Raw genomic sequence first — 12,244 nt, 5'->3', positions numbered from 1 at the left:
CCGCAGCACCCGCCACCGCCGCGGCCTGCCCGCCTCCCCCGCGCCCGCGCCGGGGTCGGGGCGGTCTCCCGGTTCCTCGCCGTCCGGCCGTGGCTCACCCGCGCGGCCCGCACGACCGGCGCGGCCGTGCTCGCGTGGCTCCTCGTCGGCCTCGTGCCCGGGCCGTGGAGCGACTACCCCTACTACGCACCGCTCGGTGCGGTGATCGCCACGTCGGTCACGGTCCGCGGCACCACCCGGCGGTCGGTGCAGGCGGTGGTGGCGATCGCGCTGGGCGCGGTCGTCGCGCGGCTGACGGACGCCCTCGACCTCCCCGCGCTCGCCGGTCTGGCCGTCGTCGTGCTCGTGGGCGTGCTGCTCAGCGGGTGGCGGTTGCTCGGCGAGATGGGGTCGTGGGTGCCGACGGCCGCGCTGTTCGTGCTGATCATCGGCGACACGGACCCCGTCGGCTACATCTCCGCCTACGTGGGCCTGACGCTGGTCGGGGCGCTGGTCGGGGTCGGGGTGAACCTGGTCGTGCCGCCGCTGCCGCTCACCCCGGCGGAGCGCTCGCTCGACCGCCTCCGCGCCGCCACCGCCGAGCACCTGGACGACCTGGCGGCGGCCGTGCGCGACGACGACGTGCCCGTGCCCCGGGACGACCGGCTGCGCGCCGCCCGCGCGGCGGCGGACGCGGCGGTGGCGGACGCGCGCGAGGCGGCCCGCGGCAACTGGACCGCGCGGCACTACCGGTCGTGGCGGCAGCGCCAGGACCGGCACGCGGAAGCCGTGGACGCCGCCGCCGTGGTGGCGCTGGACGTGCGGCGGGCCGTCGCGACGTCCCGCACGGTCGCGGAGGCGGGCGCGACACCCCCGGAGGAGCGTGCGGTCCGGGTGCCGATCGAGACGCGCGGCGGGGACCAGGAGCGGGCCGACGCGGTGCGGGAGGGGACCGCCCGGGCGATCGAGGCGGGGGCCGCGCTCGTGCGCGCGCTGGGCCCGGACGAGGCGGGCGCGGACGACGCGGAGGCCGCCGACGACGCGGCCGCCGGGCTCGCCCGGGCGCTGGACGACCTGCAGGACGCGGTGGCAGCGGACCGGGGCACCGCCGCGGGCGCGACCCGGCCCGCCGACGGCGTCGTCGTGGCGCTCACCCCGCTGCTCACGGGCTGACGTGCTCACGGGCTGAACTGCTCACGGGCTGACGTGATCGCCGGCTGACTGCCGGGTCGCGGAGTCCGGGCGCGGGGCCCGGGGGGCCGCCGGGCGGCCGCTGCCCTGGTGAACGGCGGGTGACGACTCGCCCACGCGACGGTGCCCGTGGTGCGCAGCACCGCCACCGCGAGGACGGTGGGCGCCGTGGACGCTGCAACCGTCATCCTCGTGCTGGTGGTCGTCGTCGCGCTCGCGTTCGACTTCACGAACGGGTTCCACGACACGGCGAACGCGATGGCCACGTCCATCGCCACGCACGCGCTGCCCCCCAAGGCGGCCGTCACCCTGTCAGCGGTGCTCAACCTGGTGGGCGCCTTCCTCTCCGTCGAGGTGGCGCTCACCGTCACGAACGCGGTCGTCCGGATCCAGGAGACCGACGGCGCGCCCAGCCCCGACCTCGTGCAGGACGGCGGCGAGGCACTGCTGCTCATCGTCCTCACCGGGCTGGTCGGCGCGATCGTGTGGAACCTGCTGACCTGGCTGCTCGGCCTGCCGTCGAGCTCGTCGCACGCGCTGTTCGGCGGGCTGATCGGCGCCACCGTCGCCGGGCTCGGCTGGGGCGCGGTGCACTGGGCCGGGGACGGCGGCGAGCCCGACGGCATCCTCGGCAAGGTCGTGGTCCCGGCCGTCGCCTCGCCCGTCGTGGCCGGCGTGGTCGCCGCGACCGGCACCTGGTGCGTCTACCGGATCACCGTCGGCGTCGCCGCCCGGTACACCGAGCGCGGGTTCCGCTGGGGCCAGATCGGCTCCGCCTCGCTGGTCTCCCTCGCGCACGGCACCAACGACGCCCAGAAGACGATGGGGGTCATCACGCTCGCCCTCATCGCCTCGGGGCACTGGACCAGCACCACCGCCATCCCGCTCTGGGTGAAGGTCTGCTGCGCGCTGGCCATCGCGCTGGGCACCTACCTGGGCGGCTGGCGCATCATCCGGACGCTCGGCAAGGGCCTCATCGACATCGCACCCCCGCAGGGCATGGCGGCCGAGACCGCCTCGGCCGCCACCATCCTCGTCTCCAGCCACCTGGGCCTGCCGCTGTCGACGACACAGGTGACGACCGGCTCCGTGCTCGGTGCCGGCGTCGGGCGGCCGGGGGCGACGGTGCGGTGGCGCGTCGCGGGCCGCATGGGCGTGGCGTGGCTCATCACGATGCCCGCCGCCGGCCTGGTCGGGGCGGCGACGTGGTTCCTGGCGCACCTGCTCGGCGGCGGCGTGCTCGGTGCCGTCGCGGTCGTGCTGGTGCTGGTCGCGCTCAGCGGCGTGATGTACGTGCGGTCGCGGCGTGACGCCGTGCACGCGGGCAACGTCAACGACGAGTGGCAGGAGCCGGCGCGCGAGCGCCGGTCCGCCACGGCGGGAGGGGTGCGCTGATGCTGGCGACCGAGACGGGGATGCTGGGTCAGGTGCTGCTGGTGTCGTTGGTGCTGGGCGCCGGCCTGCCGGTGCTGTTCGGGCTCGGCCTGCGGGCGATGGCCCGGGGCGCGGGCGGCGACGCCGAGGAGCACCCCGCGGGGGCGGCCCCGCGCCCGCGCCCGCTCGCGCGGCTGCTCGGGGTGCTGTGCTTCGCGCTCGCCGCCGCGGGCGTCGTGCTCGGGATCACCGTCGTCGTGGCGTCCGGGCTCGGGTACGAGGTCGGCCTGGGCGGCGGACCCCTGTTCGTCGAGAAGTCCTGAGGAGGCGGGGATGACCGAGACGGGGACGGGCGCCTGGCCCGCGCGGGTCGTGCGGTGGCTGCGCGCCGGCTACCCGGCGGGCGTGCCGCAGCAGGACTACGTCGTGCTCCTCGGGCTGCTGCGGCGGTCGCTCACCGAGGCGGAGGTGCACCAGATCGCCGGCGACCTCGCGGTGCTTGCCAGCAGGGGCGCCGAGATCTCCACCGCCGACGTCGAGCGCATGGTCGGGGCCGCCACCCTCGACACCGCGTCCGAGGCGGACGTGGCCCGGGTGTCGGCGCACCTGGCGCGAGGCGGCTGGCCGCTGGCGGGGCCCGACGCGGGGTGACGGGCAGCTGACCGGGCCCGACGCGGGGCGACCCGACGCCGGGGGCCGGGCGGCTGACCGGGCCCGACGCGGGGCGACCCGACGCCGGGGGCCGGGCCGCTGACCGAACCGGTCGCGGGGTGACCTGCCGTCGGCACCGGGAACGCCTGCGCCGACGGCATCGCCGTCGCTAGCGTGGGCCCGTGTTCGGATCCCTCTCCGTGGCGGTGACCGCGATCGCCTTCTGGGGGATCCCGCTGCTGGTGGTCGCGTTTCTGCTGTACCTCGTGGTGCGCCGCGGGGTGCGGGACGGGATGCTCGACGCGCGCCGGATCGACGCGGAGGAGGCGGCGGAGCGGCGCGCGCGGGCGATGCGCTCGGATGCGGGGGCGTCAGCGTCGGCGGCCTCACCCGGCGCCGGCAATGACACCGGCACCAGCACTGGCACTGGCACCACCGGCCCCGGGGCGGCCGGGCTCTGAGGAGCCCCCGCGGTCAGCGGGCTGCGGAGTCAGGTGCGGCGGGGTCGACCGCGGCGGGCTCGACCAGACCGACCGTTCACCCGGCCGCGACCTCGCGGACCAGCACCACGCTGTCGTACGTCTTCCCGGGCCAGCGGATGACGTCGCGCTCCGCGAAGCCCCATCCGCGGTAGAGCGCGAGCAGGTCGTCGGCGGGCTCGGCGGTGTCGACGCCGATGGCGGTCACCCCGTGCGCGGCGGCGTGAGCCAGGGCTGCGTCGCGCAGCCGTCGGGCGTGGCCCCGGCCTCGGTGCGCCGGGTCGACGGCCATCTGGTTCAGCCACGCGCGTCCCGGCGCCGCGGCCTCGGACGTGAGGCCCTGGAGGAACGTCGCGGGCGGCAGCGAGAGCGTCAGGGTCGCGACCGGGGCGCTGCCGTCGGTGAGCACCCACGTCGGGCCGGCCGCGGCGCGCCACCGCGTCAGCTCGACGTCCTGGGTCGCGGCGGTGAAGTTCAGCCCGCGCTCGACGAGCCCGGCGTAGGACCGGTGCAGCAGGTCCGTGAGGGCCTCGGCGTCGGACGGCTCGTACGGGCGCAGGTCGAGGGGCACGCCCGTCACCGTACCGACGTCTCCGCCTCCTCCCGCACGGTGGGTGCGCCTCCTCCCGCACGGTGGGTGCGCCTCCTCCCGCGCGGTAGGTGCGCCTCCTCCCGCACCGAGGTGGGTGCGTGCCCGGGGAGCTCGCCTGGCCGCGGCTGCGCCGGTCAGAACGGTGGCGACGCGTCGTGGGGGTCGGCGGTGGCGTCGTGGGTGCGGCCGGTGCCGGGACGGACCAGGTACCGGTGGCCGGCGGGGGTGATCCACTCGAAGAGCCCGGGCTGGATCTGCCGCAGCCGGAAGCCGCCGTCGGTCTTGAGCCGGTGGTGGCGGTGGCACATCGGTCCGAGGTTGTCGGCGTCGGTGCGGCCGAGGGGTTGATCGGGTGGGTCGCCGGGTTGTCGCTGGTACTCGGTGGTGTGGTCCAGATCGGCGCGCCGTGCCGGGACGGTGCACCCCGGTGCGACGCACGTCCCGTCGCGGGTGCGGACGAGCTCCGCGAGCCCAGCCGGTGGTCGGTACCGCTCGCGCCCCACGTCCAGGACCTGGTCAGTGACCGGGTCGGTGACGATGCGCCGCCAGATGGCGCCGTCGGCCAGGGCGCGGGCGCGGACGGCGTCGATCGGGCCGTACCCGTCGAGGTCGGCAGGTTCGTCGTCGAGCCCGAGCAGTGTCGAGGCGGCGATGGTGACGCGGACCTCGGCGCCGGGGCGGCCGGAGCAGCGCCCGCAGCCGCGACGCACGGTGGCCGTCGGCGCGGTGCCGGGCGCACCCTCCGTCAGCCCGGGCATCGCGGCGGGCTCGATCACGCTGGTGCCCGACCCGAGCTCGCTGGGCGTCGGGTCGGTCGGTGTGGGTCCCGTCGGTGCGGGCAAGGTCGGCCCGGCACCGGACGCCGTCGCGGACGCCGAGGAGCCGGTCGGCGCGTTGCTGGGCGCGGGCTCGGTCACCGCGGTGCTGGGCGCGGGCTCGACCGCCACGTTGCCGGACGCGCGCTCGACCGCCACGTTGCCGGACGCGCGCTCGACCGCCACGTTGCTGGGCGCGGGCTCGGTCACCGCGGTGTCGGGCGCGGGATCGCTGATCGGGATGACGGTGGCGGTCGGGGTCGGTTCGACGGGGCGTGGGCGCACCGGCTGACGTCGGGTGGTGGTCACGAGCCAGTCCGACCCTCGGCGCGGTGTGGGCAGCACGGGGGCGGGTGGGTCGAGGTGCACCTCGAACGCCGGACCGTCCGAGGACGGCACGTCGCCGACCACGAGGTCGCGCAGGCTGTCGGCGCGCAGCTGGTCCAGGGTCCGCGGGTCGCCCAGGGCCTTGGCGGCGCGGGCGGTGTGGTCCAGGACGCCGTCGATGCGGGTGGCGTCCTCGGCTGCCAGCACCACCCACATCGAGGCCATGCCGTGCGGGCGACGCCGTGGGTGCGTGACGCGCCGACCTCGTCGGGCCAGGGTGTGCCGCCCGGCCTCCCCGTCGGGGTCGGCGAGGCGGACCTCGCGGGCGACACGCTGCTCCAGCTGTGTGCGGGAGCACTGCGCGGCGTCGGGCAGGACCGCGGTCTCGACCGCGTGGGCGGCCTGGTAGGGCAGGTCGGTCAGCCCGGTCGCGATCACGTCGGCCTTGGCGGCGTCGATGTGCCCGGTGTCCAGGGCCTGGCCGGTGGCCGTCAGCATCCCGTTCAGCAGCAGCGCCCGGTTCACGGCCTTGTTCGCCGAGACCCGCGCCCAACCCAGCCGCATGGCCAGCTCGTCCGCCGCGACGCTCGGGTGCGTGGGCGGCGCACCGGCGAGCGGTGACCAGTCCGGGGCCATCTCGGGGCGGGTGGCGAGCTCGGCGACGGCGTCCAGCATGGCGGCGTGCTGGTGGGCCTCCATCCGAGCGCGCGCCGCGACGACCTCGACCAGGATCGCCGGGGTCAGCACCGTCAGGTCCAGGCCCCGCAACCAGGCATCGAGCACCGGCCCCGCAGGGCAGGCGGCGATCGCCTCGATCTGGCGCTGCTCACTCGTGCGCGGCGCACCGCCGAACGCCACCACGGGGTCCGGCCCGTAGTCGGTCAGGCAGACCCCGTCGTCCCCGTAGACCGGCAGCACCAGGTCGGCGAGCGTGTCGCCATCGGGGTGTTCCTGCAGGTCAGCCATGCAAGAACGCTACCGGCCACCACCCACACACCCCCGGGCCTCACGCCCGTCCTGGGGACGCAGCACGCGATCGGTCCTGGGGAGGACTCGGTGACCGCTCACCGAGCGGCGAAGCCACTCAGGACCCGCGGGCCCCTGCCGCGATCGTCATCGGCGTGCTGGTGGTCGTCCACGTGGTCTCCGAGACACCTACGGGCGCGGGTCCACCCGCCGCCAGCGCTTCTCGTCCCGCCGCTGCCCCGTCCCGGCCGCGCACCTCGGGCACAGGCGGCCGACTTGGTCGGCGTGCCGCCCGGAGGCGGGCTGGACGTCGGCCCACCGCACGTGCGGGAACCGTTCGAGGGCGGAGCGGTGCAGGGACAGGCCGCAGACCGTCTCGTTGCGGCCCGGCTCCCAGGCGTGCACGTCCCCCGCGGGGACCCGGACCCCGTCGGGGTCGGTCCACCTGCTCGACGCGGCGACGGCCGCGGACCTCGGGCGGGGCACGGTGCCGACGGTAGCCGGGGCGGCACGGACCGGCACCTCCGCGGACGGCAGGGGGCAGACCGGCGACGGAGGGCCGGCGAACCGCGCGCAGGGCCAGCGAACCGCGCGCAGGGCCAGCGAACCGCGCGGAGGGCCGGCGCGCCGCGCACAGCGTCGGGCCGGGAAGCCGCGCGCAGGACCGGGCCGGTCAGCCGCGCTCGGTCCCGTCCAGCACGAACCGCACGGCGCGCTCGGCGACCGAGACCTCGTCGAGCCGGACCCGCACGTCGGTGCCCAGCGGCAGCGCCGCCCCCGCCACCCGCCCGCGGACCGCCGGGTCGCGGAGCTGGACGACCCCGCTGTCCCCGTCGTCCCGCACGTCCACCACCACGCCGTCGAACTCCTCGCCGACCCGGTCGGACAGCAGCGCGGCCTCGACGAGGTCGACGCAGCCGCGCTCGTACGCGGACGCGCGCCGGTCCCCCGCCGCCATCAGCCCGGGGAGCTCGGGCAGCGCCGCGCGCGCCCAGTCCGGGACGTCCGCGCCGGCCGACGCCGCCACGCAGACCTCACCGACGAACCGGTCGACCAGCCGCCGCAGCGGCGCCGTCGCGTGCGCGTACGGGGCAGCGATGGCGGCGTGCAGCGGCTGCTCCGGCGGAGCGCCGTCGAACGCCACGTACGCGGCGCCGCGGAGCAGCGTGGTCGCCTCGGTGAGCAGGGCGGCGTGCGCGGGGACGCCGGCGTCGAGCGCGCGGACGACGGTGGCGGGGTCGGCGCCGGCGGCCCACGGCACTCCCAGTGCCCGGGCGGAGGACCGCAGCCGCGCGACGTCGCGCGGGTCGGCGGGCGGCAGGGTGCGCAGGACGCCGATCCCCGCGTCGAGCATCAGCCGGGCCGCGCACATGCCGGTCAGCAGCGACACCTGGGCGTTCCACTCCTCGACCGGGAGGGTGGCCCGGCTGCCCAGGGTCCACCGGCCTCGGGCGTCGACCTCGACCACCTGCTCGGGCGTGGGGAGCGTCAGCCCGCCGCGCGCGACCTCGGCGGCCTGGCGCAGCCGTCCGACCGCGCGCAGCAGGACCAGGGTCTCGTCGGCGGTGCCGTCGTCGAGCGCCCGCTGGGCGCCCTCGTAGGTGAGCTGGGCGCGGCTGCGCACGGTCGCGCGGCGCACCCGGACGGCGGTCGGCGCGCCCTCGGCGTCCAGGTCGATCTCCCACAGCAGGGCGGGCGCGTCCTGGCCCGGGAGCAGGCTGGCGGCGCCCTCGGACAGGGTCGGCGGGTGCAGCGGCGTGCGACCGTCCGGGGCGTAGAGGGTCACGACGCGGCGGCGGGCCTCGCCGTCGACGGCGCCGCCCGGGCGGACCCACGCGGCGACGTCGGCGATGGCGTACCGCACCCGGTAGCCCGCGCCGCGGCGCTCGAGGTGCACCGCCTGGTCCAGGTCCCGGGAGCCCTCGGGGTCGACGGTGACGAACGGGACGTCGGTCGCGTCGGCACGCTCGGCCGCGCCGGCCGGCGCGGGTGCGGGGCCGTCGGCGAGCACGGCGTCGACCTCGGCGAGCACCTCGGGCGGGAAGGCGGCCGGGACGCCCAGCTCGCCGCGCAGGGCGTCCAGGCCGGCGCGGACGTCGGCGTCGACCCGCCGGGCCTCGTCGGCGGCGGCGGTCGGCGCGGGGCGGAGGCGGACGTGGCGTCGGGGCACGGCGCGAGCCTAGGGCGGTCCCGGGGCCGGTGCCCGTCCTGGTCCCCCGCCGGTCGTCCCGTCACCCCCCGCCCGATCCGGTGGCGGCGCGACGACCGGGTGGGCCACCGGCCCCGGCGGCCCACCCGCCGGCCCCGGCGGCCCCGGCGGCCCCGGCGCGGGCGACCCCCGTCACCGGCCCGCGGGCACCACGGCGCCGAGGCCCTGGAGCTCGAGGACGGCCGACCGGATCGCCGCCGCGGGGACCGCGTCGCCGGCCGCCAGCGCCGCCGCGACGGCCGGGGGCACGTCCGGGTCGGAGCACAGCACGACCGGCGCGTCGGCCGCGGAGGTCGGCAGGCGGCCGTGGCTGCCCGCCACCCGGGACGGGTCGAGCGGGGTCGTCGACATGGCGTAGCGGAGCCCGAGCTTCTTCTTGACCAGGTTGAGCCCCGCGCGCGCCTTCGCGGCCCGGTCGGCGAAGAACAGCTCGGCCGGGTCGTAGCCGGGCTTGCGGTGGATGTCGACGCCCCGGGCGTAGTCGGGCGCCCGGTCGTCGTCGAGCCAGAAGGGGTACGTGAACCAGGCGCCGGGCTCGGCGACCACGACGAGCTCGCCCGAGCGCTCGTGGTCGAGGCCGTACCGGGCCTGCGCTGCGCGGTCGAGCACCTCGTCGACGCCCGGCACGCCCCGGAGCAGGGCGGCGACGCGCGGGACGTCGGCGGGGTCGGCGACGTAGACGTGCGCGACCTGGTGGTCGGCGACGGCGAACGCCCGCGACGTCCAGGGGTCGAGCTGCTCGCCGTTGGCCTGGGTGTACACGTGCAGCAGGCCCTCCTCGCGGAGCAGCCGGTTGAGGGGCACGGGCCGGGACACGGGCTCGATGCCGTACTCCGACACCGCGAGCACCGTCGCGCCGCGGGCCTCGGCGTCGTCCAGCAGCGGGGTGAGCGCCCGGTCGAGCTCGGCCGCCGCGGCGTCGGCGCGCGGGTCGAGCGGGCCGTACCGCTGGAGGTCGTAGTCGAGGTGCGGGACGTAGGCCATCGTGAGGTCCGCCGGGCGGGTGGCCATGAGGTGCCGTGTCGCGGCGACGATCCACTCCGTCGAGGCGATCGACGCCGTGGGGCCCCAGTACTGGAACAGCGGGAAGTCGCCCAGCAGGTCCACCAGCTCGTCGTGCAGCGCCGGGGGACGCACGTAGGCGTCCGGGGACTTGCGCCCGTCCGCGTGGTAGACCGGCCGCGGGGTGACGGTGACGTCCGTCGTCATGCCCATCGCGTACCACCAGCAGACGTTCGCGGCGGTGTACCCGGGCTGCGCCCGCCGCGCCGTCTCCCACACCTTCTCCCCCGCGACCAGCCGGTTGTGCTGGCGCCACAGGTGCACCTCGCCGAGCTCGCGGAAGTACCAGCCGTTGCCGACGACGCCGTGCCCGGACGGGTCGAGCCCGGTGAGCATGGTCGACTGCACGGAGCAGGTGACGGCCGGCAGCACGGTGCGCAGGCCCGCCCGCCAGCCGCCGTCGGCGAGCCGCGACAGCCGCGGCATGCGGGCGAGGGCGCGCGGGGTGAGCCCGACGACGTCGAGCAGCAGCACGGGCCTCATGCGGTCCTCCGGGTGATCAGGTCGGCGTCGTCCTCGTCCCACCAGGAGCGGTGGTCGAGGTGGTCGACCGCCCAGCGGACCTCGGCGGCGATCCCCGCCACCAGGTCGTCCGCCGCGCGCGCCGCCAGGTCGTCCGGCAGGACGGCCCAGGTGTACGTCTCGACGTCGAGGTGCGCCGCGTCGCCGTGCGGGCCGCGCAGCACGGCGGTGACCGCGTCGCGCAGGACGTCGGTGGTCGCCGAGAGCGGGGCGGCGGGCCGGGCGTGCAGCGGGACGTGCACGTGCACCCGCCAGGGTCCGGCGGCCGGCAGTCCGGCGCGCTCGTCCAGCGCGTCGGGCAGGTCGTCCGCCGGGTGCACCGCTCCCCCGCTGCGCTCGCGCACCTGGTGCAGGTACCGCGGCTCGGCGAACCGGGCGACGGCGGCGCGGGAGGCGGGGTCGGCGGGGTCGGCGACGTGCAGCGCGGCGGAGGCCTGCACCTTCACCACGCGGAGCCCCGCCTGGCGGATCCGGCGGACGGCGGCGACCGGGTCGGCGAACGACACCGCCAGGTGGCAGGTGTCGAGGCAGACGCCGACGTGCTCGGGGTCGATCTGCCCCGGACCGCTGCCGAGCCGGGGCTCGAGCCAGCCGACCACGTCGGCGACGGTGTCGAGGACGCAGCCGGGCTCGGGCTCGACGGCGAGCCGCACGACGCGGCCGGTGCGGGCGGCGAGGTCCCGCAGGCCCGCCGACACCGCGGCGAGGGCGGCGGTCGCGGCGGCGTCGTCGGCCGGGGTCCACGGCTCGCGCCAGGCCAGCGGCAGGGTGGAGATCGAGCCGTCGACCCCGTCGGGCAGCAGGTCGGCCAGCACCTCGGCGCACGCGAGGGTGTACGCGGCCCGCGCGGGGTCCGCCCAGGTGGGTGCGTACACGGCGTGCTTCACGACCGCGGCGTGGAAGCCGCCGTACGGGAACGCGTTGAGCGTGTGCACGGTCAGCCGGTGCGCGGCGAGCGCGGCGCGGAGCCGGTCGCGGTCGCCGGGGCTCCCGGCGAGCCGGTGCGCGAGGCCGGCGGGCAGCCACAGCCCGACGCCGAGCGTGTCCAGCGCGGCCGCCTCCCGGACGGGTCCGGCGTACCGGTGGAGCTGCGCCAGGACCCCGTCGAGGTCCTCGGCGGGGTGGACGTTGGTGCAGTAGGACAGCGGCATGCTCACGCCCGCACCCCCCGGAGCACGGAGGAGCCCTCGAAGGTCGCCGGCGCCGGTGCCTCGCCGGCGACGAACCCCGGGACCGGGTCGAGCACGAGGTTCCCCGACTGCCCGTAGAACGCGACGGGGTTGCGCCACAGCACGCGGTCGACGTCGTCCTCGGTGAAGCCGTGCTCGAGCATCGTCATGCCGGTGCGCCAGGTCTTGAGGGGGTCGGACCGGCCCCAGTCGGCGGCGGAGTTCACGATCATCCGCTCGGTGCCGTACTCCCGCAGGATCGCGACCATGCGGGTCTCGTCCATCTTGGTGTCGGGGTAGATGGAGAACCCGGCCCACGCCGGCGTCGCGCACGGCCGCGACCGTCGTCTCGTTGAGGTGGTCCACCAGGACCCGCTCGGCGGGCAGTCCCGACTCGCGGACGACGTCGAGGGTCCGCCGGGTGCCCGCCTGCTTGTCCCGGTGCGGGGTGTGCACGAGGACGGGCAGGTCGGCGTCGCGGGCCAGCGCGAGCTGCCGGGCGAACGCCTCGTCCTCGGCGGGGGTCATCGCGTCGTAGCCGACCTCGCCGACCGCGACGACGCCCTCCTTCGCGAGGTACCGCGGGATGAGGTCGAGCACCTCGGTGCACCGCGGGTCGTTCGCCTCCTTCGGGTTGAGGGCGATCGTCGCGTGGTGCCGGATGCCGAACTGCGCCGCCCGGAACCGCTCCCAGCCGAGCAGGGCGTCGAAGTAGTCGACGAACGACCCGACGCTGGTGCGCGGCTGACCGAGCCAGAACGCGGGCTCGACGACCGCCCGCACGCCCGCGGCGTACATGGCCTCGTAGTCGTCGGTCGTGCGGCTGGTCATGTGGACGTGCGGGTCGAAGATGCGCATCACGGCTCCTCGGTCTCGGTGGTGCGGGCGGTCGTCGAGCCCGCGTTCTG

The 12,244-nt window shown here is 77.2% G+C and carries 12 protein-coding genes and 1 pseudogene; 5 read left to right on the top strand and 8 right to left on the bottom strand.

Features of this window, described 5'->3' with window-relative positions:
• From MHY85_RS21655 to MHY85_RS17635, 5 genes are all read left to right on the top strand, one after another.
• Positions 1-1,152 (top strand): hypothetical protein (locus tag MHY85_RS21655; RefSeq protein WP_304518991.1); only part of this gene is annotated, 1,152 nt, incomplete at its 5' end.
• Between the two features lie 186 nt (positions 1,153-1,338).
• The gene (locus MHY85_RS17650; protein WP_239198839.1) at positions 1,339-2,565 is read left to right on the top strand and encodes an inorganic phosphate transporter; all 1,227 of its coding nucleotides are present in this window, start codon (positions 1,339-1,341) and stop codon (positions 2,563-2,565) included.
• On the top strand, positions 2,565-2,867 hold the full coding sequence (locus tag MHY85_RS17645; protein ID WP_239198836.1) for a hypothetical protein: 303 nt from the start codon (positions 2,565-2,567) through the stop codon (positions 2,865-2,867). The genes MHY85_RS17650 and MHY85_RS17645 overlap by 1 nt, the downstream gene beginning before the upstream one ends.
• Before the next feature lie 10 nt (positions 2,868-2,877).
• On the top strand, positions 2,878-3,195 hold the full coding sequence (locus MHY85_RS17640) for a DUF3349 domain-containing protein (RefSeq protein WP_239198833.1): 318 nt from the start codon (positions 2,878-2,880) through the stop codon (positions 3,193-3,195).
• Positions 3,196-3,377: 182 nt separating this feature from the next.
• Positions 3,378-3,656 (top strand): hypothetical protein, encoded by a 279-nt coding sequence (locus MHY85_RS17635; protein WP_239198830.1) that lies wholly within the window; start codon positions 3,378-3,380, stop codon positions 3,654-3,656.
• 76 nt (positions 3,657-3,732) lie between these two features.
• On the opposite strand, the gene MHY85_RS17630 is transcribed toward MHY85_RS17635, so the two are convergent.
• From MHY85_RS17630 to MHY85_RS17595, 8 genes and pseudogenes are all read right to left on the bottom strand, one after another.
• Positions 3,733-4,245, bottom strand: coding sequence for a GNAT family N-acetyltransferase (locus MHY85_RS17630; RefSeq protein ID WP_239198827.1), 513 nt, complete (start codon positions 4,243-4,245; stop codon positions 3,733-3,735).
• Between the two features lie 155 nt (positions 4,246-4,400).
• Positions 4,401-6,374 carry an HNH endonuclease signature motif containing protein gene (locus tag MHY85_RS17625; protein WP_239198824.1) on the bottom strand — a complete coding sequence of 658 codons (1,974 nt, stop codon included), beginning with the start codon at positions 6,372-6,374 and terminating at the stop codon, positions 4,401-4,403.
• Between the two features lie 189 nt (positions 6,375-6,563).
• Entirely contained in the window at positions 6,564-6,860 is a 297-nt protein-coding gene (locus MHY85_RS17620; RefSeq protein ID WP_154730104.1) for a hypothetical protein, read from the bottom strand.
• A 187-nt stretch (positions 6,861-7,047) separates the two neighbouring features.
• A complete protein-coding gene (locus tag MHY85_RS17615) occupies positions 7,048-8,544 on the bottom strand; it encodes an RNB domain-containing ribonuclease (RefSeq protein ID WP_239198821.1) in 1,497 nt (498 codons plus the stop codon).
• 171 nt (positions 8,545-8,715) lie between these two features.
• The gene (locus MHY85_RS17610) at positions 8,716-10,128 is read right to left on the bottom strand and encodes a nucleotide pyrophosphatase/phosphodiesterase family protein (RefSeq protein WP_239198818.1); all 1,413 of its coding nucleotides are present in this window, start codon (positions 10,126-10,128) and stop codon (positions 8,716-8,718) included.
• Complete coding sequence (gene eboE, locus MHY85_RS17605; RefSeq protein WP_239198842.1) at positions 10,125-11,318, bottom strand: metabolite traffic protein EboE; 1,194 nt, start codon at positions 11,316-11,318, stop codon at positions 10,125-10,127. Before eboE ends, MHY85_RS17610 begins: the two co-directional genes overlap by 4 nt.
• Positions 11,319-11,320: 2 nt before the next feature.
• Complete coding sequence (locus MHY85_RS17600) at positions 11,321-11,620, bottom strand: hypothetical protein (protein WP_239198845.1); 300 nt, start codon at positions 11,618-11,620, stop codon at positions 11,321-11,323.
• 160 nt (positions 11,621-11,780) lie between these two features.
• A pseudogene (locus tag MHY85_RS17595) lies at positions 11,781-12,134 on the bottom strand (TatD family hydrolase); the annotation flags it as partial.
• Positions 12,135-12,244: the final 110 nt, after the last annotated feature.

The organism is Cellulomonas sp. ACRRI, assembly GCF_022346185.1.
In the GTDB taxonomy this organism is placed as follows: Bacteria; Actinomycetota; Actinomycetes; order Actinomycetales; family Cellulomonadaceae; genus Cellulomonas.
This window is presented reverse-complemented; position numbering and strand designations above follow the sequence as displayed.